Annotated in this window: 25 protein-coding genes; 19 read left to right on the top strand and 6 right to left on the bottom strand. The window is 49.4% G+C overall.

From position 1 onward, the window contains the following. The first annotated feature begins 158 nt into the window (after nucleotides 1-158). The 19 genes from HMPREF2700_RS09650 (at nucleotide 159) to ftsZ (ending at nucleotide 19,375) form a co-directional block, all read left to right on the top strand. Nucleotides 159-680 carry a M23 family metallopeptidase gene (locus HMPREF2700_RS09650; RefSeq protein ID WP_070591771.1) on the top strand — a complete coding sequence of 174 codons (522 nt, stop codon included), beginning with the start codon at nucleotides 159-161 and terminating at the stop codon, nucleotides 678-680. 24 nt (nucleotides 681-704) lie between these two features. Continuing rightward, on the top strand, nucleotides 705-1,559 hold the full coding sequence (locus HMPREF2700_RS09645; protein WP_049348579.1) for a hypothetical protein: 855 nt from the start codon (nucleotides 705-707) through the stop codon (nucleotides 1,557-1,559). Nucleotides 1,560-1,580: 21 nt separating this feature from the next. Beyond that, the gene (locus HMPREF2700_RS09640; protein ID WP_070591769.1) at nucleotides 1,581-2,084 is read left to right on the top strand and encodes a hypothetical protein; all 504 of its coding nucleotides are present in this window, start codon (nucleotides 1,581-1,583) and stop codon (nucleotides 2,082-2,084) included. After that, on the top strand, nucleotides 2,081-3,445 hold the full coding sequence (gene murF / locus HMPREF2700_RS09635; protein ID WP_070591768.1) for a UDP-N-acetylmuramoyl-tripeptide--D-alanyl-D-alanine ligase: 1,365 nt from the start codon (nucleotides 2,081-2,083) through the stop codon (nucleotides 3,443-3,445). Before HMPREF2700_RS09640 ends, murF begins: the two co-directional genes overlap by 4 nt. A 15-nt stretch (nucleotides 3,446-3,460) precedes the next feature. Beyond that, on the top strand, nucleotides 3,461-3,610 hold the full coding sequence (locus HMPREF2700_RS11840) for a hypothetical protein (RefSeq protein ID WP_168162742.1): 150 nt from the start codon (nucleotides 3,461-3,463) through the stop codon (nucleotides 3,608-3,610). A 101-nt stretch (nucleotides 3,611-3,711) separates the two neighbouring features. Further along, on the top strand, nucleotides 3,712-4,794 hold the full coding sequence (gene mraY, locus HMPREF2700_RS09630) for a phospho-N-acetylmuramoyl-pentapeptide-transferase (protein ID WP_003685861.1): 1,083 nt from the start codon (nucleotides 3,712-3,714) through the stop codon (nucleotides 4,792-4,794). Between the two features lie 115 nt (nucleotides 4,795-4,909). After that, entirely contained in the window at nucleotides 4,910-5,398 is a 489-nt protein-coding gene (locus HMPREF2700_RS09625) for a group II truncated hemoglobin (RefSeq protein ID WP_070591766.1), read from the top strand. A gap of 60 nt (nucleotides 5,399-5,458) precedes the next feature. Then, complete coding sequence (locus HMPREF2700_RS09620) at nucleotides 5,459-6,379, top strand: SEL1-like repeat protein (RefSeq protein ID WP_070591764.1); 921 nt, start codon at nucleotides 5,459-5,461, stop codon at nucleotides 6,377-6,379. 73 nt (nucleotides 6,380-6,452) lie between these two features. Beyond that, nucleotides 6,453-7,052 (top strand): tetratricopeptide repeat protein, encoded by a 600-nt coding sequence (locus HMPREF2700_RS09615; protein WP_070591763.1) that lies wholly within the window; start codon nucleotides 6,453-6,455, stop codon nucleotides 7,050-7,052. Nucleotides 7,053-7,094: 42 nt separating this feature from the next. Next, complete coding sequence (gene murD, locus HMPREF2700_RS09610) at nucleotides 7,095-8,432, top strand: UDP-N-acetylmuramoyl-L-alanine--D-glutamate ligase (RefSeq protein WP_070591761.1); 1,338 nt, start codon at nucleotides 7,095-7,097, stop codon at nucleotides 8,430-8,432. A gap of 13 nt (nucleotides 8,433-8,445) precedes the next feature. Then, nucleotides 8,446-9,006 (top strand): L,D-transpeptidase family protein, encoded by a 561-nt coding sequence (locus HMPREF2700_RS09605; RefSeq protein ID WP_070591760.1) that lies wholly within the window; start codon nucleotides 8,446-8,448, stop codon nucleotides 9,004-9,006. Nucleotides 9,007-9,209: 203 nt separating this feature from the next. Continuing rightward, nucleotides 9,210-10,706, top strand: coding sequence for an amidase (locus HMPREF2700_RS09600; RefSeq protein WP_070591758.1), 1,497 nt, complete (start codon nucleotides 9,210-9,212; stop codon nucleotides 10,704-10,706). Nucleotides 10,707-10,976: 270 nt separating this feature from the next. Next, complete coding sequence (ftsW, locus tag HMPREF2700_RS09595; RefSeq protein ID WP_070591756.1) at nucleotides 10,977-12,239, top strand: putative lipid II flippase FtsW; 1,263 nt, start codon at nucleotides 10,977-10,979, stop codon at nucleotides 12,237-12,239. A 4-nt stretch (nucleotides 12,240-12,243) separates the two neighbouring features. Then, the gene (murG, locus tag HMPREF2700_RS09590; RefSeq protein ID WP_070591755.1) at nucleotides 12,244-13,311 is read left to right on the top strand and encodes an undecaprenyldiphospho-muramoylpentapeptide beta-N-acetylglucosaminyltransferase; all 1,068 of its coding nucleotides are present in this window, start codon (nucleotides 12,244-12,246) and stop codon (nucleotides 13,309-13,311) included. A gap of 166 nt (nucleotides 13,312-13,477) precedes the next feature. Next, a complete protein-coding gene (murC, locus tag HMPREF2700_RS09585; protein WP_070591753.1) occupies nucleotides 13,478-14,887 on the top strand; it encodes a UDP-N-acetylmuramate--L-alanine ligase in 1,410 nt (469 codons plus the stop codon). An 87-nt stretch (nucleotides 14,888-14,974) separates the two neighbouring features. Further along, on the top strand, nucleotides 14,975-15,889 hold the full coding sequence (locus HMPREF2700_RS09580; RefSeq protein WP_070591752.1) for a D-alanine--D-alanine ligase: 915 nt from the start codon (nucleotides 14,975-14,977) through the stop codon (nucleotides 15,887-15,889). Continuing rightward, a complete protein-coding gene (locus tag HMPREF2700_RS09575) occupies nucleotides 15,879-16,598 on the top strand; it encodes a cell division protein FtsQ/DivIB (protein ID WP_049328386.1) in 720 nt (239 codons plus the stop codon). The genes HMPREF2700_RS09580 and HMPREF2700_RS09575 overlap by 11 nt, the downstream gene beginning before the upstream one ends. 74 nt (nucleotides 16,599-16,672) lie before the next feature. Beyond that, nucleotides 16,673-17,923, top strand: coding sequence for a cell division protein FtsA (gene ftsA / locus HMPREF2700_RS09570; RefSeq protein WP_004518873.1), 1,251 nt, complete (start codon nucleotides 16,673-16,675; stop codon nucleotides 17,921-17,923). Between the two features lie 252 nt (nucleotides 17,924-18,175). Further along, entirely contained in the window at nucleotides 18,176-19,375 is a 1,200-nt protein-coding gene (gene ftsZ, locus HMPREF2700_RS09565; RefSeq protein ID WP_063076120.1) for a cell division protein FtsZ, read from the top strand. A 119-nt stretch (nucleotides 19,376-19,494) separates the two neighbouring features. On the opposite strand, the gene ispH is transcribed toward ftsZ, so the two are convergent. The 6 genes from ispH to HMPREF2700_RS09535 all read right to left on the bottom strand — a co-directional run bounded on the left by ispH (nucleotide 19,495) and on the right by HMPREF2700_RS09535 (nucleotide 23,799). Further along, nucleotides 19,495-20,463, bottom strand: coding sequence for a 4-hydroxy-3-methylbut-2-enyl diphosphate reductase (gene ispH, locus HMPREF2700_RS09560; RefSeq protein ID WP_070591751.1), 969 nt, complete (start codon nucleotides 20,461-20,463; stop codon nucleotides 19,495-19,497). A 13-nt stretch (nucleotides 20,464-20,476) separates the two neighbouring features. Beyond that, complete coding sequence (gene lspA / locus HMPREF2700_RS09555; RefSeq protein WP_070591749.1) at nucleotides 20,477-20,983, bottom strand: signal peptidase II; 507 nt, start codon at nucleotides 20,981-20,983, stop codon at nucleotides 20,477-20,479. Between the two features lie 148 nt (nucleotides 20,984-21,131). After that, on the bottom strand, nucleotides 21,132-22,031 hold the full coding sequence (glyQ, locus tag HMPREF2700_RS09550; protein ID WP_003685919.1) for a glycine--tRNA ligase subunit alpha: 900 nt from the start codon (nucleotides 22,029-22,031) through the stop codon (nucleotides 21,132-21,134). Between the two features lie 81 nt (nucleotides 22,032-22,112). Further along, entirely contained in the window at nucleotides 22,113-22,295 is a 183-nt protein-coding gene (gene yacG, locus HMPREF2700_RS09545; protein ID WP_003682475.1) for a DNA gyrase inhibitor YacG, read from the bottom strand. Beyond that, nucleotides 22,292-22,912 carry a dephospho-CoA kinase gene (gene coaE / locus HMPREF2700_RS09540; RefSeq protein WP_070591748.1) on the bottom strand — a complete coding sequence of 207 codons (621 nt, stop codon included), beginning with the start codon at nucleotides 22,910-22,912 and terminating at the stop codon, nucleotides 22,292-22,294. The genes yacG and coaE overlap by 4 nt, the downstream gene beginning before the upstream one ends. Next, nucleotides 22,912-23,799: a prepilin peptidase gene (locus HMPREF2700_RS09535; protein WP_070591747.1), complete on the bottom strand. Its 888-nt coding sequence runs from the start codon at nucleotides 23,797-23,799 to the stop codon at nucleotides 22,912-22,914. The genes coaE and HMPREF2700_RS09535 overlap by 1 nt, the downstream gene beginning before the upstream one ends.

Raw genomic sequence — 23,799 nt, 5'->3', positions numbered from 1 at the left:
GGCCCGAAACCTTAAGGCCGTCTGAAAAAGATTTAAGCATATACAATAAAAGCAATACGACACACGCATTACGGCACGTCAGCCATTAAACCCATCACAGTTGTTTGTTTCAGAAGACTTTTTAGAAATGCCGTCTGAACAACAAGGAGACTGATTTGATGCTGAAAATGCCGATAAAAACCTTATTAATCAGTGCAGCCGTGGTTTTATTCGCAGGCTGTACAACCAAACAACTTCCGCGTCCTACTGCCGAAATCGAGCAGTTGAGGGCGCAACAGCCTCCGACCGAGCAAAGCCTGCCCAATCCTGTTAAAGGCAAGCGTTTTGACGATACTTGGGGCGCAGCGCGCAGTCAGGGGCGCAGGCATGAAGGTGTGGATATTTTTGCTAAGAAAAATACGCCGATACGCAGTACGACGCCCGGCATCGTAACCAAAATCGGGCGCAACCAATTGGGCGGTAAAGTTATCGGTATTCAAGGGCCGGGTGCTTGGCATTACTATGCCCACCTGAATAAATTTGCCCGTATCCGTCTGTATGAACGAGTAAAAGAAGGACAGGTCATCGGCTATGTCGGTAAAACCGGCAATGCCAGAACCACACCGGCCCACCTGCATTACGGTGTGTATCTGCCGAGTGGAGCAGTGAATCCGTATCCGCTGATTAATCAGAACAGATAGGCCGTCTGAACAAGATTTGAGAGTATGAACGCAAAGAAATTGGTTAAGGCAACGAATATCGTCGGTATGGTGGCAGTTGTGCTGCTGGTGTACTGGGTATTTGTTCTGATTCTATCCAATGTTTTCGGGCTTAAGGTATTCCGCGAATACATTACGGAAATTTTCCTGATGAGTATTTTGGGGATTTTTGCTGTGATGGCGGGTGCCTTGATACTGAACATCATGCTGAATTTGACCCGTATTGCCGAGCGAGGACAAGAGGAAGAAAGCAAAGGTGGCCGGAAAACCTTATATTTGTTGTTGGCCGTATTTCCCGTTTTGGCCGCTTTGCTATTTGGCGGAAATTATCTGACGGTTCAGAAAAAACGTCAGATTTTGACTCAATCGCTAGAGCGCATCGTCAAGGACAATCCGTCGCAAATCAACGCATTGGCAGATTATCGTTTTGATTTTGCGTATATTAAAAAAGCAGCGTTAATCCTTGAGCTGATGTCGAAGGAAGATTCTGCCTTTAAAGCCGCTACGGTGATTGTGCCGGATACGATAGGTAATAAACAGGTTTATTTGGCTTTCTCAGCCGATTCCCAGTTAAGTGGGATTGATGAGCAGGCACCCGATACTCAGGGAACAGGCAACGATAATGATTTTGTCGTTACTCGGAATGGCAATAAAGAAACAATCAGCAAAACGCAATATCTTTATGCTCCAAATCTGAGCGAGCGTGAATACTTGCAGAGGGTATTTGCCGGACAAACAAATGAAATACGTTATGAGGCAAAAGACGGCAATTACAGCCTTTGCCACCCCTACCGCCAAAACGGTAAAACCATTGTATTGTGTTTTTCCGATTACCAGCAGTACGGGAAAATCGGCAGTTGATAAGAGAAAGTGATTTATAGTATGAAAAGTTGGTTTTTTAATACCTTTCCTGATTATAAAAAATTGCCTAAAAGCGGCAAATTTATGGCATGGTTGACTTTTGTGCAGGGCGTGACTTGGGTAGTTCTGGCAGGAGTTCTGGGTGTGCAGGGACTGATCAACAACATGGCATGGTCTGTGCTGTTTGGAGTTTTAATTTTCGTTCTGGGTGTGTTAGCGCTGTCTGCAGCATGGAATGCGTTTAAATACCGTGCAGTAGGTTTTAAGAGAATGACATATGTGTACATACCATGCATATTGCAGATTGCTTTTGCAAGCGATGTATTTTCTTTTGTATTTTATATAGATAGTGTATTGAAACTATCATTCAGCCTCACAATAAATAAGCTTACTGTCGGTGTAAATTTTGCCGCTATTCTTTTTATTGTGCTGGCAGGACGCAATTATCGTCATTTAAAAATGGTTTCCCAAAATACGGATAAAAATGTGGAGCCGTTAGAACAAGGACAAGAAACACAACCATGAAACCATTAGACCTAAATTTCATCTGCCAAACCCTCAACCTTCCGATGCCGTCTGAAAATCAACCTGTTTCGCGTATCGTTACAGACAGCCGCGATATTCAGGAAGGCGACGTATTTTTCGCGCTTGCCGGCGAGCGCTTTGACGCGCATGACTTTGTTGAAGATGCGTTGGTAGCGGGGGCAACGGCAGTTGTGGTTTCGCGCGAAGATTGTGCGGCTTTGAAAGGCGCATTGAAGGTTGACGATACGCTTGTGGCTTTGCAAAAACTGGCGAAGGCGTGGCGTGAAAATGTGAATCCGTTTGTCTTCGGCATTACCGGCTCTTCCGGTAAAACGACGGTTAAAGAGATGTTGGCCGGCGTATTGCGTCATCGATTCGGTGATGAAGCCGTGTTGGCGACTGCCGGTAATTTCAACAACCATATCGGCCTGCCGCTGACTTTGTTGAAACTGAATGAAAAAAACCGCTATGCCGTCATCGAAATGGGCATGAACCATTTTGGCGAATTGTCTTTGCTGACCCGAATCGCCGGTCCGAATGTTGCTCTGGTCAATAACGCTTTGCGCGCGCATGTCGGTTGCGGTTTTGATGGTGTCAGTGATATTGCCAAAGCCAAAAGTGAAATCTACGAAGGTTTGCTTTCAGACGGCATTGCGCTGATTCCGTGTGAAGATGCCAATATCGCTACATTTGAAGCTGCTACTGTGCAATTAAACGCTCAGACTTTCGGCGTTGCCAGTGGCGATATCCATGCGGAAAATATTGAGTTGAAACCGTTGTCCTGCGAATTTGATTTGGTGTGCGGCAATGAACGTGTTGCCGTGGTATTGCCAGTCCCTGGCCGTCACAATGTGCATAATGCCGTAGCGGCTGCTGCTTTGGCTTTGGCGGCAGGTTTGAGCCTTGCCGAAGTTTCAGACGGCCTGAAAAATTTCAGAAATATCAAAGGCCGTCTGAATATCAAGCAAGGCATTAAAGATACAACTTTGATTGACGATACTTATAATGCAAACCCCGACAGCATGAAAGCCGCCATTGATGTGCTCGCCGCTATGCCTGCGCCGCGTATTTTTGTGATGGGCGATATGGGCGAATTAGGTGAGGATGAAGCCGCCGCCATGCATGCTGAAGTTGGCGCGTATGCACGGGATAAAGGCATCGAGGCCGCGTATTTTGTCGGCGACAACAGCGTTGAAGCGGCAGAGACATTTGGCGCGGAAGGTTTGTGGTTTGCAGACAAAGATCCGCTGATCCAAGTGTTGAGCCACGATTTGCCTGAACACGCTACTGTGTTGGTCAAAGGCTCGCGCTTTATGAAGATGGAAGAAGTGGTTGAGGCATTGGCAGCAACAACCGCGTAAAAGGCCGTCTGAAATATGAAAAAGATTTTACTATTGGTTGGTTTGCTGATTACCGCGTTTTATGCCGGAATGAAAGTACAGGCATTTATTTATGAAGATACCTGCTTGGATTTGGGCGGCGGAAAGAATCCTGGAAACTATCCGATTTGTGTGGTAGAGAAATAATCTTACTTAACAAGGCCGTCTGCAATTTCAGACGGCATACCGATTTATTTTTAATTGGGCAATAAGCCCGCTGTAACAACAAAAACAAAAAAGGAAGCCCCATGTTTTTATGGCTCGCACATTTCAGTAACTGGTTAACCGGCCTGAATATTTTTCAATACACCACATTTCGTGCCGTGATGGCCGCGCTGACTGCACTGGTATTTTCATTATTGTTGGGTCCGTGGACCATCCGCAAGCTGACTGCGCTTAAAGTCGGCCAAGCCGTCCGTACCGACGGTCCTCAAACCCACCTGATCAAAAACGGTACGCCAACCATGGGCGGCTCGCTGATTTTGACCGCCATTACCGTGTCCACAATCTTGTGGGGCAACTGGGCAAATCCTTATATCTGGATTCTCTTAGGAGTCTTGCTCGCTACCGGCGCACTCGGTTTTTACGACGACTGGCGCAAAGTGGTTTATAAAGACCCTAACGGCGTGTCTGCCAAATTTAAAATGGTGTGGCAGTCCAGCGTTGCCATCATTGCCGGTTTGGCATTGTTCTACCTTGCGACAAATTCCGCCAACAATATCCTGATTGTTCCCTTCTTCAAACAAGTTGCCTTGCCGCTTGGCGTGGTCGGCTTCTTGGTATTGTCTTACTTGACCATCGTCGGCACATCCAATGCCGTTAACCTGACCGACGGTTTGGACGGCTTGGCCGCATTCCCCGTTGTACTTGTTGCAGCCGGTCTTGCCATCTTTGCTTATGCCAGCGGCCACTCCCAATTTGCCCAATACCTGCAATTGCCTTACGTTGCCGGCGCAAACGAAGTGGTGATTTTCTGTACCGCCATGTGTGGCGCATGTCTCGGCTTTTTGTGGTTTAACGCCTATCCGGCACAAGTCTTTATGGGCGACGTCGGCGCGCTCGCGCTTGGCGCGGCACTCGGTACCGTTGCCGTCATCATCCGCCAAGAATTTGTCCTCGTCATCATGGGTGGCCTGTTTGTTGTTGAAGCCATTTCCGTTATGTTACAGGTCGGTTGGTACAAACGCACCAAAAAACGCATCTTTCTGATGGCGCCGATTCATCACCATTACGAACAAAAAGGCTGGAAAGAAACCCAAGTCGTCGTCCGTTTCTGGATTATCACCATCGTCTTGGTGCTGATTGGTTTAAGTACCCTCAAAATCCGCTAAATCTCCAAAGGCCGTCTGAAACTTTCAGACGGCCATTATGTAAGGTAAGCATGCTTGCCTGAATCCTACATCTCAAAATAAATCCCGCAATAATCCACACAGAAAGTCCCCAAACATGTACCAATCTTTTGGCGGCGCAACCGGCATCCGCACCCTGACCGACCGTTTCTACGACTTGATGGAACTCGAGCCGCAATACCAAGCCTTGCGCCAAATGCACGGCGAAGACATGACCCTGATACGCGAAAAACTCTATGAATTTTTCAGCGGCTGGCTCGGCGGCCCGCAACTTTTTGTCGAAAAATACGGACATCCCCAACTGCGCGCCCGCCATATGCCTTTTGCCGTCAACGTACAAGTCCGCAACGAATGGATCGCCTGCTTTGCTCAAGCCATGAGCGAACTGGACATCGACAAAGCACTTGCCGAACCTGTTTTAATCCAAGTTTTTGCCATGGCAGATTGGTGCCGTAACCAAAACGAAGACGGTGTCGAACCGCCTATGCCGCCGATGGCAGTTGACCCATGGGTGCGCGCACCGGAATTACAGCAGATTTTAGCCAGCTATGATGTCAACGGATTTTTTGAAGGATTCGCTAGTTAAGGCCGTCTGAGACTTCTTGGATAACACAGAAATAATAATTTGAAAGAAATGGATTTTAGAATGAATAAATTATTAAAAAAAATGATGGTAGCCTTGCTGGTTTTCTGTATAGGACAAACAGTGTATGCGGAAGAGGTTCCTGACGTTCAGAAAATTTTGTGGGTGGCGGAACAAGGTTATGTTCCTGCTCAATATATTTTGGGTGTAATGTATGCTGATGGACAAGGCGTGCGCCAAGACTATGCTGAAGCGGTCAAGTGGTATCGTAAAGCAGCGAAACAGGGAGATACCCGAGCACAATCTAATTTGGGGTTGATGTATGTCAACGGAAAAGGTGTGCGCCAAGATTATGCAGAGGCAGTGCGGTGGTTTCGCAAGGCAGCAGAACAAGGGGATGCAGCTGCCCAATCCAATTTGGGTGTAATGTATGTCAACGGACAAGGCGTACATCAAGACTATGCTGAAGCGGCAAAATGGTTCCATAAAGCAGCGGAACAAGGAAGTGCTGAAGCCCAACTTAATTTAGGTGTGATGTATGCTAATGGGCAAGGTATGATCCAAGACTATGTCGAAGCGGCAAAATGGTATAGAAAAGCGGCAGAACAGGGTGATGCTCAAGCCCAATATAATTTAGGTGTGATGTATACCGATGGACAAGGTGTACGCCAAGACTATGTCGAAGCGGTTAAATGGTATCGTAAAGCTACAAAGCAGGGTGATGTCAAAGCCCAATATAATTTAGGTGTGATGTATGCCAATGGACAAGGAGTCCGTCAAAACTATGTGCAGGCAGTGAAGTGGATTGAAAAGGCAGCAATGCAAGGTCATGTCAAAGCCCAATACAATGTGGGTGCGATGTATGCTAATGGACAAGGTGTCCGCCAAAATCTAAGAGTTGCCAAAGCGTGGCTCGGTATGGCATGTAATAACGGTAATCAGCTAGGATGTGACGGTTACCGTCGTTTAGAATCGGGTTATTGAGCGGTTTATGAAATGCCGTCTGAAAAAACTAGGATAAAACAGAAACAATAATCTGAATGTAATGGATTTAAAAATGAATAAATTATTAAAAAAAATGATGGTAGCCCTGTTATCTTTGGGCTTGGTGCAGGCAGCTTGGGCTGATAATGTGCCGGATTTTAAGGAAACGTTTCAAGTTGCGAAGCAAGGAAATGCTAAAGCCCAATACAATTTGGGTGTGATGTATGAAAAAGGACAAAGTGTCCACAAAGACTATGTTGAAGCGGTCAGATGGTATCGCAAGGCGGCAGAACAAGGGATTGCAGAAGCCCAATTTAATTTAGGTTTGATGTATTACAACGGACAGGGAGTCCGTCAAGACTATGTACAGATAGTGAAGTGGTTTCGCAAGGCTGCAGAACAAGGGTTTGCACAAGCCCAATTTAATTTGGGTGTGATGTACGACAATGGGCAAGGAGTTCGTCAGGACTATATACAGGCAGTGCAGTGGTATCGCAAGGCTGCAGAACAAGGGTTTGCACAAGCCCAATTTAATTTGGGTGTGATGTATGCCAATGGGTTAGGAGTTCGTCAGAACTATAAGATTGCTAAAGAATGGTTTGGTAAGGCTTGTGATAATGGATTCCAACCAGGTTGTGATGCTTATCGAAAATTGAATCAGGCAGGATATTGAATTTTTCTAAAGGCCGTCTGAAAAAACTAGGACAAAACCAAAATGACTTTCCAAAATAAAAAAATCCTCGTCGCCGGGCTTGGCGGCACGGGTATTTCCATGATCGCCTACCTGCGCAAAAACGGTGCGGAGGTTGCCGCTTATGATGCGGAGCTGAAAGCTGAGCGCGTGTCGCAAATCGGTAAGATGTTTGACGGGCTGGTGTTTTACACGGGCTGTCTGAAAGATGCGCTGGACAACGGTTTCGATATTCTGGCGCTCAGTCCCGGCATCAGCGAGCGGCAGCCGGATATCGAGGTCTTTAAGCGAAACGGCGGACGCGTGTTGGGCGACATTGAATTGCTGGCGGATATTGTGAACCGCCGCGGCGATAAGGTGATTGCGATTACCGGCAGCAACGGCAAAACCACGGTAACGAGCTTGGTCGGCTATCTCTGCATCAAGTGCGGGCTGGATACCGTTATCGCGGGCAATATCGGTACGCCGGTTTTGGAGGCGGAATTGCAGCGCGAAGGCAAAAAGGCGGACGTGTGGGTGTTGGAGCTTTCCAGCTTCCAACTGGAAAACACCGAAAGCCTGCGCCCGACTGCGGCGACGGTATTGAACATTTCCGAAGACCATCTCGACCGCTACGATGGCTTGCTCGACTACGCGCATACCAAAGCCAAGATTTTCCGTGGCGATGGCGTGCAGGTTTTGAATGCAGACGATGCGTTCTGCCGTGCGATGAAGCGTGCCGGGCGCGATGTGAAATGGTTTTCGTTGGAACATAAAGCCGATTTTTGGTTGGAGTGCGAGACAGGCCGCCTGAAACAAGGCAATGAAGATTTGATTGCCACACAAGACATTCCGCTGCAAGGCTTGCACAATGCCGCCAATGTTATGGCTGCCGTGGCTTTATGTGAGGCTATCGGTTTGCCACGAAATGAATTGCTCGAACACGTTAAAACCTTCCAAGGCCTGCCGCACCGCGTGGAAAAAATCGGCGAGAAAAACGGCGTAGTGTTCATCGACGACAGCAAAGGCACGAACGTCGGCGCGACCGCCGCCGCGATTGCCGGTTTGCAAAATCCGCTCTTCGTGATTTTGGGCGGCATGGGCAAAGGGCAGGACTTCACGCCCCTGCGCGACGCGCTTGCCGGCAAGGCAAAAGGCGTGTTCCTGATTGGTGTCGATGCGCCGCAAATCCGCCGCGATTTGGACGGTTGCGGTCTGAATATGACCGACTGTGCCACTTTGGAAGAAGCCGTTCAGACGGCATACGCCCAAGCCGAAGCGGGCGATATTGTGTTGCTCAGTCCCGCTTGTGCGAGCTTTGATATGTTTAAAGGCTATGCGCACCGTTCGGAAGTGTTTATCGAAGCGTTTAAGGCTTTATGAGGCCATCTGAAACATGAAAAGAGGGTTGAAAATCTGCTTGGCGACAGTCGTACTTTTGGCTGTCGCCGCTTCGGTGTTCTGGTTTGCTGCGCCGATTCGTTCCACGACTACTGTTGCCACGCCAAGCGAAACGCCGTTGCCAGAAGATGCAGTTATCGACAGATTGGTTGTGCATAAAAGCAAGCGCACCATGTCGGCGTACTCGCAAGGCAGGCTGCTGAAAACCTATCCCATTTCGTTGGGCAAGCAACCAGTCGGGCATAAACAGTTTGAAGGCGACGGCAAAACGCCCGAAGGAAAATACCGCATCAATGAGCGCAATCCCAACAGCGGATACCACAAAAACCTCGGCGTTTCCTATCCCAGCGAAGCCGATAAAGCCTACGCGGCGGCACAAGGCAAAAGCCCGGGCGGGCTGATTAAAATCCACGGCATGAAAAACGGCTGGGGTTTTATCGGCAAAAAACACCTGCAAAAAGACTGGACCAACGGCTGCATCGCGGTAACGGACGAGGAAATCGACGAACTCTACCGCAGCGTGAAACACAACGCAGAAATTGAGATTCTGCCGTAAACATTGTGCGCCATTGCCTCAAAGGTCGTCTGAAAACATAAAAGCGGTTTCAGACGACCTTTTTGCAGCAACGGCAAACTTGTTCTTTGCTTTTATCCGGTGTTACTGTTTCTTAAAAATTGCCTATGCGGGCAAACGGCGAAAAGGCGGGCAGCCATGCCTGACCGAAAAAACGTGTGTTCATCAATCCGAAAGGAAAACCCATGAATTTTCAAGACTACATCCGTTACGATGCCGTCGGTTTGGCAGAGCTGATCCGCAAAAAAGAAGTCTCCGCCGATGAAGTGTTGCAGGCTGCTTTAAACCGCTTGGACGAAGTCAATCCCAAGCTCAATCTGTTGGCGCATGATTTGCGCGAACGCGCGGCGGCGTGGCAGGGGTCGTCTGAAAATGCCGATACGCCGCTGGCGGGCGTGCCGTTTTTGCTTAAAGACCTGCTGGCGGATTGGGAAGGCGCGCCGACATGGTCGGGTTCGCGCATGATGCAGCATTACATTGCCAAGCAAAACAGCGATTTGACCCAAGCCTATCTCGATGCGGGGCTGCGCGTGTTCGGCAAAACCACCACGCCCGAATGGGGCGCGTATCCCGTTACCGAAACCGAAATTTACGGCATCACGCGCAATCCGTGGCATTTGGATTACACCGCGGGCGGCAGCAGCGGAGGCGCGGCGGCGGCAGTGGCTTCGGGCGTCGTACCCGCAGCGCACGGCAGCGACGGTGGCGGCTCCATTCGCTTACCCGCGCACAACTGCGGCGTGTTCGGGCTGAAACCCACGCGCGGCCGCAGCAGTTACGCGCCGAACGCATCGGAGGCATGGCAAGGCTTGGTATGCGACCATGTGTTGACCCGCAGCGTGCGCGACAGCGCGGTTTTGCTGGACATCGCCGCCCAAACCCAAGCCCGCGCCCTGTATGCCTGCCCGCCGCCGCCCGAAAACGGTTTTGCAGACAGCCTGAAACTAGAAACAGGTCGTCTGAAAATCGCTTTTTGGAAACAGGCATGGTTTGGCGGCGGCAACGACGAAGGCACGGAAGTCGCGTTCGCCCATAGTTTGAAACTGATGCAAGACGCGGGACACGAATTGGAAGAAGCCACGCCCGATTTTGCACCGCCTGAACAGCTCAACCGAGCCGCCCGCATCATCGTCATGGGCGAAACGGCAAAACTGTTCTACCAATATCAATACGAAACCGGACAAAAACTGCCGCATCACCTGCTTGAGCCGACAACGTGGGCAATGATTCTGCAGGTGCGGCAAATCAGCGCGGGTGAAATGGCTTGGGCGCGTGACGTGATGCTGGCGCAGGAACGTGCCGCCAAAGCATTTTTCACACGCTACGACGTGTTGATGACGCCCGTCTGCCCGCGCACCACGCCGAAAATCGGCGAGATGATGCCGCCGCCCGCCGCACAAAAAGCCATGCGCCTGCTGTTTGGCACGCTGCGCTTGGGTTTTCTGTTGAAACACAACCCGTTTTTAGAAAATGAAGCCGCCACGACGCTGCAATACGTCGGCTATACGTCGCCGCTGAACATGAGCGGCAACCCCGCCATGAGCGTGCCGCTTTACCGGCATAACGGGCTGCCTGTCGGTACCCAGTTCGCCGCCGCACACGGGCGCGAAGACACGCTGCTTAGCCTCGCCGCGCAGTTGGAACAGATACAGCCGTGGGCGGAAATACCGCAGTTGGCGTAGGGTTTGCATGGGATAAAAAGTAGCCTATTTCCTGAAGAAAAGATTTATACAAGGCTATCTGAAAACATAAAAGCGATTTCAGACGACCTTTTGCCGATATCAAAGGGTAGGGGAGGGCGCAAAGAACGTCAGAATCCGACATCTTTAAAGAATCTGAATTGTTGGTTTGGAAATAAACCTTTAAAATAACGTCAATTCATTTTTTCAGACGGCCTCTTGCCCATTTGCAGGCCGTCTGAATATTTTATTCAAGCCGTTACGGATGTTTTCATGATTAGTCTTTCCAAAATGCTTGACCGGCCGATTGCGCGCGATGGTCGGAAGTTTGATGTTTCTCTCTTGTGGATGGTCGTCTTAATGACGGTCTTCAGCCTGATTATGATTTATTCGGCTTCTATTGCGTATGCGGCATCGGAAGGGGGCAGCCAGTTTTCTTTTGTGTCTAAGCAGGCAATGTTTATCCTGTTTACGGTGGCCATATGCTTGCCGCTTTTCCTGCTGAAGATGAGCTTCTGGCGGCGGATTATTCCGTTTTATTTTGCTGTTTCGGGTTTGCTGTTGTTGCTGGTTTTGTTTGTAGGCCGTGAGATTAACGGCGCGACGCGCTGGATTCATATCGGGCCGCTCAATTTGCAACCGACCGAATTTTTCAAATTGGCGACGGTCTTGTATTTGTCCAGCCTATTTACGCGCCGTGAAGAAATGTTGCGCGATTTGGATTCTTTGGGTTGGTCGTCTTTGTTTACCGGTATTAGCGATTTGGTGTGCAGCCCTTTTAAAAGTGAAGCTTGGGTAAGGGTAAAGGAACGCTTCCGCAAGTTTAAGACCTTGATTCTGCCGATTATGTTGGTGGCGGTCGGTTTGGTTTTGATTATGGGCCAGCCGGACTTTGGCTCGTTTGTCGTGATTGTCGTGATTACCATGGGTATGCTGTTTTTGGCAGGTTTTCCGTGGAAGTATTTTGCCGTATTGGTGGCGACCGTTGTGAGTGGTATGGGCTTGTTGATTTTGGCCGCGCCTTACCGTATGGCACGTGTGGCGGCGTTTTTGGACCCTTGGAGCGATCCGTTGGGTAAAGGCTATCAGCTGACGCATTCCTTAATGGCGATTGCGCGCGGCGGCTGGTTTGGCGAGGGCTTGGGTGCGAGTTTGGAAAAACGTTTCTATCTGCCTGAAGCGCATACGGACTTTATTTTTGCCGTCATCGGCGAGGAATTTGGCTTTGTCGGGATGCTGGTTTTGGTGTTCTGCTACGGCTGGCTGGTGTGGCGTGCGTTTTCCATCGGCAAGCAGGCGCGTGATTCGGGCTTGATGTTCAGCGCGTACATTGCCAACGGTATCGGTATTTGGATTGGTATTCAAAGTTTCTTCAATATCGGTGTAAACATCGGTATCCTGCCCACTAAAGGCCTGACTTTGCCGTTTATGTCTTACGGCGGTTCGGCTGTCTTTATCATGCTGGTGTGCGTTACTTTGTTATTGCGCATTGATTATGAAAACCGCCAAAAAATGCGCGGTTATTCGGTGGAGTAAAACCATGAGCGGTAAAACTTTTATGCTGATGGCCGGCGGTACGGGCGGTCATATTTTCCCTGCATTGGCGGTTGCCGAGTCGCTGCAGAAGCGCGGCCATCATGTGATTTGGCTGGGCAGTCAGGATTCGATGGAAGAGCGTATCGTGCCGCAATACGGCATACGCTTGGAAACGCTGGCCATTAAAGGCATCCGCGGCAACGGTATTAAGCGCAAGCTGATGTTGCCGTTTACGCTGTATAAAACCGTCCGTGCGGCGCAGCAGATTATTAAGAAACACCGTGTCGAGTGTGTGATCGGTTTTGGCGGTTTTGTTACTTTCCCCGGTGGCTTGGCGGCAAAAATTTCCGGTGTGCCGATTGTGATTCACGAGCAAAACGCCGTAGCCGGTTTGTCCAACCGCCAACTGTCGCGTTGGGCAAAACGTGTCCTGTATGCTTTCCCGAAAGCCTTTCAACATGAAGGCGGATTGGTAGGTAATCCTGTCCGTGCCGATATTGCGGCATTGCCTGTTCCTGAAGAACGCTTTGAAAACCGTCAAGGCCGTCTGAAAGTTTTGGTGGTGGGTGGTAGTTTGGGGGCGGATGTGTTGAACAAAACCGTTCCGCAGGCTTTGGCATTATTGCCTGAGGCGGCACGTCCGCAAATGTATCATCAGTCTGGCCGCAATAAATTGGGCAACCTGCAGGCGGATTACGATGCGTTGGGTGTACAGGCCGAGTGCGTCGAATTTATTACTGATATGGTGTCGGCCTACCGTGATGCCGATTTGGTGATTTGCCGTGCCGGCGCGCTGACGATTGCCGAGCTGACGGTTGCAGGTTTGGGTGCATTGCTGGTGCCGTATCCGCACGCGGTAGACGACCACCAAACAGCCAATGCGCGTTTTATGGTGCAGGCCGAAGCTGGTTTGCTGCTGCCGCAAACTCAACTGACGGCAGAAAAACTGGCCGAAATCCTCGGTGGATTAAACCGTGAAAAATGCCTGAAATGGGCGAAAAATGCCCGTACGCTGGCGTTGCCGCACAGTGCGGACGATGTGGCGGAAATTGCCATATCCTGTACCGAATAAGTAGGCAGACTTCGATTAAAGGCCGTCTGAAAAGTTGATTAACGGCGTTTCAGACGGCCTTTATTGCTTTTGTTAAAATTCCTTTACAATAAAAGCATAGCGCAGAAGCGGATAGCCCTTTAAAATAACGCCTTTACGCACTAAAAACCAACCGGAACGCAACGTTATGATGAAAAATCGAGTGACCAACATCCATTTTGTCGGAATTGGCGGCGTCGGCATGAGCGGTATTGCCGAAGTTTTACACAATTTGGGCTTTAAAGTTTCCGGTTCGGATCAGGCGCGTAATGCCGTTACCGAGCATTTGAGCGCTCTCGGCATCCAAGTTTACCCAGGCCATACTGCCGAACACGTCAACGGTGCCGACGTGGTTGTTACCTCTACTGCCGTTAAAAAAGACAATCCTGAAGTTGTTGCCGCGTTGGAGCAGCAGATTCCCGTGATTCCGCGCGCGCTGATGTTAGCAGAATTGATGCGCTTCCGTGACGGCATCGCCATTGCCGGTACGCACGGCAAAACCACGACAACCAGCCTGACCGCTTCCATCCTCGGTGCGGCAGGACTCGACCCGACTTTCGTTATCGGTGGCAAACTCAATGCCGCTGGTACCAACGCCCGTTTGGGTAAAGGCGAATATATCGTCGCAGAAGCTGACGAATCCGATGCCTCTTTCCTGTACCTGACTCCGATTATGTCCGTCGTGACCAATATCGACGAAGACCACATGGACACTTACGGCCACAGCGTTGAGAAGCTGCATCAGGCGTTTGTTGATTTTATCCACCGTATGCCGTTTTATGGTAAGGCATTTTTGTGTATCGACAGCGAGCACGTCCGCGCGATTTTGCCCAAAGTAAGCAAACCTTACGCTACTTACGGCTTGGATGATACTGCCGATATCTACGCAACCGATATTGAAAACATCGGCGCGCAAATGAAATTTACCGTTCATGTTCAAATGAAAGGACATGAGCAAGAGCCGTTTGAAGTTGTTTTGAATATGCCCGGCCACCACAACGTCCTCAATGCGCTGGCGGCTATTGGTGTTGCGCTGGAAGTTGGCGCATCGGTTGAAGCGATCCAAAAAGGCTTGCTCGGCTTTGAAGGCGTCGGCCGCCGCTTCCAAAAATATGGCGACATCAAATTACCAAACGGCGGAACCGCTTTGCTGGTGGACGATTATGGCCACCATCCTGTCGAAATGGCGGCAACCCTTTCCGCTGCGCGTGGTGCATACCCTGAAAAACGCTTGGTCTTGGCTTTCCAACCGCACCGCTATACCCGTACACGTGATTTGTTTGAAGACTTCACCAAAGTCCTCAATACCGTTGATGCTTTGGTGTTGACCGAAGTTTATGCCGCAGGCGAAGAGCCGATTGCCGCAGCCGATTCCCGCGCCTTGGCACGTGCCATCCGCGTATTGGGCAAACTTGAGCCTATTTACTGCGAAAACGTTGCCGACCTGCCGCAAATGCTGCTGAATGTTTTGCAAGACGGTGATGTCGTTCTGAATATGGGTGCCGGCAGCATCAACCGCGTTCCGTCTGCATTGGTGGAATTGTCGAAACAATCATAATAAACAGGCATATTGGCCTTTGAGGACAGATAGGTCGTCTGAACAATATTCAGACGGCCTGTATCAGTATTTAAGAAAGTGGAAATTATGCAGAATTTTGGCAAAGTGGCCGTGTTGATGGGTGGCTTCTCCAGTGAGCGCGAAGTTTCGCTGGACAGCGGCGCCGCTATTTTAGCTGCCTTGAAAAGCAAAGGGGTTGATGCCCATGCGTTCGACCCCAAAGAAACCCCGTTGTCTGAGTTGAAAACACAAGGTTTTCAGACGGCCTTCAATATTCTGCACGGCACTTTCGGCGAAGATGGCGCGATTCAAGGCGCGTTGGAACTGATGGGTATTCCTTACACCGGCAGCGGCGTGACTGCTTCTGCGCTGGGTATGGATAAATACCGCTGCAAACTAATTTGGCAGGCCTTGGGTTTGCCTGTTCCTGAGTTTGCCGTATTACATGATGACAGCGACTTTGATGCTGTTGAAAAAAAATTGGGCCTGCCGATGTTTGTGAAACCTGCCTCAGAAGGCAGCAGCGTCGGCGTGGTAAAAGTAAAAGAAAAAGGCCGTCTGAAAAGCGTTTACGAAGAATTGAAACACTTGCAGGGCGAAATCATTGCCGAACGCTTTATCGGCGGCGGCGAGTATTCTTGCCCGGTATTGAACGGCAAAGGCCTGCCGAGCATCCATATTATTCCGGTTACCGAGTTTTACGACTACGAGGCTAAATACAACCGCGACGATACGGTTTATCAATGCCCGTCGGAAGATTTGAGCGAGGCGGAGGAAAACCTGATGCGCGAACTCGCTGTGCGTGGCGCGCAGGCGATTGGTGCGGACGGCTGTTCGCGCGTGGACTTTCTGAAAGATACGGACGGTAAACTGTATCTCTTGGAAATCAATACCTTGCCCGGTATGACCAGCCACAGTTTGGTGCCAAAATCTGCAGGCCATACCGGCGTGGGTTTTGCTGATTTATGTATTGAGATTTTGAAGACCGCTCATGTGGGATGATGCAGGCGCACTGGGTCGGTTGACCCGCCGGCTATTGGTGCTGATGACCTTTCTGCTGATAGGTTCGGGCATAGCTTGGCTTTACAATTCCAAATATTTTCCTGTGAAACAGATTGCCATTCAGGGCAAGCTGAAATATGCTTCCAGCAAAGAATTGCAAACCGTTGCACGAGAGCATATCAGGGGTAATATGTTCCGCGCCGATATTGATTCGGCGCAGGCCGCTTTTCAGGAATTGCCTTGGATTGACTCGGCAATGGTACGCCGCCGTTTTCCGGAAACCGTGGAAATTATCCTGACCGAGCGTGTGCCGGTTGCACACTGGCGCGCTGGCGGCTTGGTGGACAGTAAGGGCAATGTGTTTGCCGCAAGCCTGAAACAGGACCTGCCTATATTTGAAGGGCAGCAGGGGACAGGCAAAGACATGGTCAAACATTATGCGGACTTTTCCGGAATTTTGAGCCCGTTGAAACTGACCATCAAAGAATTGATCTACACGCCGCGTTCGGCATGGCTGCTTGTATTGAACAACGGCATTACCGTGCGCTTGGGGCGTGAAAACGAAATCAAACGTTTGCAGCAGTTTGCCCAGATTTGGCCATCGCTGCTGCGTAAAAAACAAAGTCGTATCGAGTATGTCGATATGCGTTATAAGGATGGTTTTTCAGTCCGTTACCGGCCGTCTGAAAACCCTTCCGACAGTGAATAGCCGATTAGACGTGAAGCAATCTTGTTTCAAAAATAATCAAACCGTCAGTCAGACAACATAGCGAACGAGCAATTATGGAACAACAAAATAAATATATCAGTGCATTAGACATTGGTACGTCCAAGGTCATCGCCTTAATCGGTGAGATTCGGGAAGATAACGAAATCCACATTGTTGGCTTGGGTCAAAGCCCTTCACGCGGTCTGCGTGCAGGTATGGTGACCAACATTGACGCCACTGCGCAAGCCATTCGTCAGGCGGTAGAAGATGCCGAGCTAATGGCAGATACCAAAATTTCCCACGTCGTCACCGGTATTGCCGGTAACCATATCCGCAGCCTGAATTCACAAGGAGTGGTAAAAATTAAAGATGGCGAAGTATCGCAAGCCGACATCGATCGTGCTATCGAAACGGCCAAAGCCATCAATATTCCGCCTGATCACAATATCTTGCATACCGTGGTTCAAGAGTACATCATCGACAACCAACCTGGTGTGAAAGAGCCTATCGGCATGAGCGGCGTGCGTTTGGATACCCGTGTACACATCATTACCGGTGCGAACACTGCTTTGCAAAATATCCAAAAATGTATCCAACGTTGCGGCTTGCAAATGGATCAAATCATGCTTCAGCCTTTGGCAAGCGGTCATGCTGTTTTGACTGAAGACGAAAAAGATTTGGGCGTGTGTGTCATCGATATCGGTGGCGGTACGACCGACATCGCGGTTTATACCAACGGCGCAATCCGCCATACTGCGGTTATTCCCGTTGCCGGCGATTTGATTACCAAAGACTTGGCGCAAGCCTTGCGTACGCCGCACAGTGCAGCCGAATACATCAAAATCCATTACGGCGCCGCGATTCCGACTATGGACGGCTTGGATGAAATGATTGAAGTCCCTAGCGTTGGCGACCGTCAATCGCGTCAAATTTCACGCCGTGTATTGGCTGAAATCATCGGTCCGCGCGTAGAAGAAATTTTGGAATTGACGCTGAACGAATTGCGCCGCTCTGGGTTCCCTGAAGAAGTGTTAACTTCCGGTATCGTTTTGACCGGTGGTGCTTCTATGTTGACCGGTATTGTTGAGTTGGCGGAAGAAGTCTTCAACCTGCCGGCGCGTATCGGCGTTCCACAGGAAATGGGCGGCGTATCCGAGCGTATCCGCAATCCACGCTATTCAACAGCGATTGGCCTGCTTCAGACGGCCTATGCTGCCGAAGAGGGTGAGCAAACCAGCCGAACCGGTGCGATTGCCCTGAATGATTCGGGCAAAAAAATGGGTCTGTGGGAAAAAATCCAAAGATTCTTCAGAGACAATTTCTGATAAAAGTTTTCAGGGCAGGCGGCGTAGCAACCGTTTGTCCTGAATATTTAAGTGGAATTAAACGGTTTTAAATAATTGCCAAGTGGATAATTTAAAACTTGTATATTTTCTGTTAAAAAATGTAGTAAAAATATAACGCCGACAGCCGAATGGTAAGAAGATTTTTGCCAGTATCTGGATACTTCTTATATAATACGGATAATAAGTTATTTTTGAACCGTCCTTATAAAGCGGGGCGCGGAGGATTATTGAATGGAATTTGTTTACGACGTAGCAGAATCAGCAACGAGCCCTGCTGTTATTAAAGTTATCGGTTTGGGCGGCGGTGGCTGTAATGCCATCAACAACATGGTTGCCAACACTATTCATGGTGTTGAGTTCATCAGTGCCAATACCGATGCGCAATCATTGGCTAAAAACAATGCGGCTAAACGCATTCAATTGGGTACAAACCTGACTCGCGGTTTGGGTGCCGGTGCAAATCCTGAAATCGGCCGCGCCGCTGCTCAAGAAGATCGCGAAGCCATCGAAGATGCCATCCGCGGTGCAAACATGCTGTTCATCACTACCGGTATGGGTGGCGGTACAGGTACCGGCTCTGCTCCTGTTGTGGCTGAAATCGCTAAAGAAATGGGTATCCTGACCGTTGCGGTTGTAACCCGTCCGTTTGCTTACGAAGGCAAACGCGTACATATCGCTCAAGCAGGTTTGGATCAACTCAAAGAGCGCGTCGATTCCCTGATTATTATCCCGAACGACAAATTGATGACTGCTTTGGGTGAAGACGTGACCATGCGCGAAGCCTTCCGTGCAGCAGACAATGTACTGCGTGACGCGGTTGCCGGTATTTCTGAAGTAGTGACTTGTCCTAGCGACATGATCAACTTGGACTTCGCCGACGTGAAAACCGTGATGAGCAATCGCGGTATCGCCATGATGGGTTCTGGTTTCGCGCAAGGTATCGACCGTGCCCGTTTGGCTACCGATCAAGCTATCTCCAGCCCGCTCTTGGATAACGTTACTTTGGATGGCGCACGCGGTGTATTGGTAAACATTACCACTGCTCCTGGCTGCCTGAAAATGTCTGAGTTCAACGAGATTATGCGTATCGTCAACCAAAATGCACATCCTGAAGTGGAATGCAAATTTGGTGCTGCCGAAGACGAGAGCATGAGCGAAGACGCTATCCGTATTACCATCATTGCTACCGGCTTGAAAGAAAACGGTACTGACAACCAACTGCGCGCTGCTGCCCGTACCCAACAATTGGTACGCGGTGCGGAAGAAGCGCCTCAAGCTCAAAGCCAAAGCAGTGCTGAAAGCCTGGTTCGTACCAACCGCAATATCCGTTCTATGAATCTGACTGCGGCTGATTTTAGCAACCAGTCTGTACTGGATGACTTTGAAATTCCGGCTATCTTGCGCCGTCAGCAACATACTTCTGATAAATAATCAGGATCATGTATGAAAAGACCTGCCTTTAAGGCAGGTCTTTTTTATTAGTAAAATATACTTAAGGCCGTCTGAAAATTTTCAGACGGCCTTAAGTTCAAATAAAGCAAATAACAAACTTACCCTTTATTGAGAATTTGCTTGTTTTCGCCCTCACGACGCAATTCTTTGGGCAAGACAAATACAATGCTTTCTTCTGCGCCTTCTCCTTCGCGTATGGTCTCATGTCCCCAATCTTGAATGGTTTGTAAGACTTCTCGAACCAAGACTTCGGGCGCAGATGCACCGGCAGTTACACCGACCTTGGTTTTATTTTCAAACCATTCTTTTTTCAGATAGGAAGCATTATCGACCATATAGGCATCAACTCCGCGCAATGCGGCTACTTCACGCAAGCGGTTGCTGTTGGAAGAGTTGGGCGAGCCGACAACAATCACGAGATCGCATTCTTCGGCCAATTCTTTAACAGCGGTTTGGCGGTTGGTTGTGGCGTAGCAGATGTCTTCTTTGTGCGGATTGCGGATATTGGGGAAGCGTTGGTTTAAAGCTGCAATAATGTCTTTGGTTTCATCCACCGATAAAGTGGTTTGGCTGACGTAGGCAAGTTTGTCAGGATTCTTGACGTTCAGTCCGGCTACATCTTCCACTGTCTCAACCAGAAACATTTTACCCGGAGGTAATTGTCCCATCGTGCCTTCTACTTCGACGTGGCCTTTGTGGCCGATCATGATAATTTTGTAATCTTGCTCATCAAGGCGGGCTACTTCTTTATGGACTTTGGTTACCAAAGGGCAGGTGGCATCAAAAACGCGGAAACCACGTTGCACCGCTTCTTCCTGTACGGCTTTGGATACGCCGTGAGCAGAGTAAATCAGTGTGGCACCCTTTGGGACATCCGCCAAGTCATCAACAAAGACGGCACCTTTTGCACGCAGATTGTCCACGACGAATTTGTTGTGAACAACTTCATGGCGGACGTAAATAGGCGCGCCGAATTCTTCGAGTGCACGTTCAACAATGCTGATGGCACGGTCAACACCGGCACAGAAGCCGCGGGGATTGGCAAGGATAATGGTTTTTTGAGTCATGTGTATTCCGTTTTCAGACGGCCTTTGTGTCGTTTGAAGGTGTTTTTTTGTGCAGCAAACCATCTAATACCAAGCAAACTGCACCAACGCAGATAAAGCTGTCGGCAATGTTAAATGCAGGGTAAAACCAGTTTTGCCAATAGAAAAGCAGAAAATCGACAACGTGGCCGTGAATCAGGCGGTCAACCACATTGCCAATCGCGCCACCGATAATCATGGCAGCCCCCAGTTTGCCCCAGCGGCCAAACTCATCACGCCAAATAGCACGGGCTAAATATAGGCTGATAACGATGGCCAGACCTAAAAAGAAGAATTTTTGCCAGCCACCTTGGTCGGCCAAAAAACTGAATGCCGCGCCTGGATTATAGGCAAGTGTCAGGTCAAAGAGGTCTGGAATGATATTGAGGCGTTCGCCTTCGGTAAAGTGTTTCAAGATTTCCCATTTGCTCAGTTGGTCAAGAATAATGGCAACGAGGGAAAGTAAGAAAAAGGGCATTTTTGCAGAAGAGGATGAACTCATGTTTTCAGACGGTTTATGTAATAAAGGGCTTATTTTACCTGAAAGCAGGCTGGAAGTGTTTGCGATGGCATCGACGTTAAGGCCGTCTGAAAATAGAAACGCCGCCACTTGAATGTATCAAATGGCGGCGTGGTAAGTATATATGGGCTTATTGGTTTTTAAGCAATGGGAAGCCCAGTTTCTCGCGGCTTTCAACGAATTTTTGAGCAACGATACGGCTCAGTGCACGAATGCGGCCGATGTAGGTTGCGCGTTCTGTAACAGAAATGGCGCCGCGTGCATCCAAGAGGTTGAACGTGTGGCCGGCTTTGAGTACAAGCTCGTAAGCAGGCAGGGCAAGACTGGTATCCTCAACTGCAAGCAGGCGTTTGGCTTGTTCTTCATAGTCGTTGAATTGGCGCAAGAGCCAATCGGCATCGCTGTATTCGAAGTTGTAGGTGGATTGTTCGACTTCGTTTTGATGATAAACGTCGCCGTAAGTGACGATGTTGCCATCAAGGGTTTTTGCCCAAACGAGGTCGTACACGTTTTCCACGCCTTGCAGATACATGGCGAGACGCTCGATACCGTAGGTAATTTCACCGAGTACAGGGGAGCAGTCGATACCGCCGACTTGTTGGAAGTAGGTGAATTGGGTTACTTCCATGCCGTTGAGCCAAACTTCCCAACCCAAGCCCCAAGCGCCGAGAGTAGGGTTTTCCCAGTCGTCTTCGACAAAACGGATGTCGTGTACTTTAGGGTCGATACCCAATTCGCGCAGGGAATCGAGGTAGAGGTCTTGAATATTGGCTGGTGCAGGTTTGAGCGCAACTTGGAATTGATAGTAGTGTTGCAGGCGGTTGGGGTTGTCGCCATAGCGGCCGTCTTTGGGGCGGCGGCTGGGTTGAACGTAAGCGGCAAACCAAGGCTCTGGGCCTAATGCGCGCAGGCAGGTGGCTGGATGCGAAGTACCAGCACCGACTTCCATATCGAAAGGTTGGATAACGGTGCAGCCTTTGTCTGCCCAGTAGTTTTGTAATTTGAAAATAATTTGTTGGAAGGTGAGCATGGTGGATGGAATAGATTGGAATAAAGAGGGTATTTTACTGTTTTGAGCCTGTTTTGGATAGGCTGAAGGAAGCGGAGCAGTTTATTTGCCGTCCAACAGGTCTGAAAAGGGGTCGTCTTCCGAAGAAACGGTGTATTTTTCTTGTGCCCATTCGCCTAAATCAATGAGTTTGCACCGTTTGCTGCAGAAAGGGCGGTAGGGACTGTCGGTGTTCCAAACGACTTCTTTGTGGCAGGTCGGACATTTTACAACAGGAGCGGTCATGCAGTTTCTTTCAGAGTTTGTGCAATGGATTGATAGTATTGATGCAAACGGACAACCTTGATTTTTGCTTCTTCCATGCTATGGGTATTGTCCAATACATCGTCGGCATGCAGCAGTCTGTCACATCGAGAAGCTTGGGTAGCCATGATTTGACGCGTTTGTTCTTCTGAAAAACCATTGCGTTGATGTACGCGTTCGATTTGGACGGACTCTGGAACATCTACAACCAAAATACGGTCGGTCTCCGCTTTAAATGCTGGATTCTCAATTAAAAGCGGTACATCGACAATGCCGTAAGTTGAGAAGGTAAGTTGTTGTTTCTGCTGTTGGATTTTGTTTAAGATTAATGGCAGAAGCAGGTTTTCCAGTTGTTTTTTGGATTGAGGCCGTCTGAAAACTTCTTCCCGTAAAGCCATACGATTCAGACGGCCTTCATGATCAAAAACCTCATCGCCGAAAAGCTCGCGGATGGCAGGAAGGGCTTCGCCGTTTTCAGCGGTCAGTGAGCGGCTGATGGCATCGGCATCGATAATGGGTACGCCAAGTTCGGCAAACATTTGGGCGATAGATGATTTGCCACTGCCGATGCCGCCGGTCAAGCCTATCCATAATGTCATTATCGGAATCCTGATTGTACGAGCCACCATTGTACCAGTTGGGTAATAGGTGCATTGGCAACCAAAATAATCCATCCTGCCACAGCAAGGCTGGGACCAAAAGCAAAATATTGACCTTTACCGACGCGGGCAATGAGTGCGCCCACCAGACCGACTAAGGCAGCCATGAAGATCAGAACAGGCAATATACCTACGCCCAGCCATGCCCCGAGCGCGGCCAAAAGTTTGAAGTCGCCATTGCCCATGCCGATTTTACCGGTCAGAAGTTTATAGACGGCACATAAAGTGTAAAGGCTCATATAGCCTGCGATTGCGCCCCAAACGGCTGAATGCAGGGGCACAAATGTGTCATTCAGATTAAACAACAGACCGATCCAAATTAGGGGCTGAGTCAGGCTGTCGGGTAAATATTGCGTATCGGCATCAATAAAGGTCAGCGCAATCAATATGGCAGTCAGAATTAATCCGCCAATAGTCGACCATGACCAGCCGTATTGCCACGCGACAATACCGAATAAGACGCCTGTTAGCAGCTCAATCAGCGGATAGCGTATGCCGATAGCGGTTTTGCAGGAGTGGCATTTCCCGCCCAGTAAAACATAGCTGAGAATGGGGATGTTTTGCCAAAGTTTGACAGGGCTTTTACATTTTGGGCAGCGTGAATCCGGTTTACGCAGATTAAATGGCTGTTTGTCTTCATCTGTCAGCTCGATGCCCAAATGCTCTTTGGAAAATTGTGTCCATTCGCGTTCCATCATTATCGGAGTACGATAAATGACAACATTCAGAAAGCTGCCAATCAGCAATCCCAAAATAACGGCTAAAGGAATAGCGAATGGCGCAAGAACGGAGAGGGCATCGATGGCAGAGTAAATACTATCAAGCAT

The sequence above is a fragment of the Neisseria sp. HMSC068C04 genome, from assembly GCF_001810105.1.
GTDB classification, from domain to species: Bacteria; Pseudomonadota; Gammaproteobacteria; order Burkholderiales; family Neisseriaceae; genus Neisseria; species Neisseria flavescens_B.
Note: the sequence above shows the minus strand (reverse complement) of the source record. Positions and strands in the feature narration are given on the sequence as shown.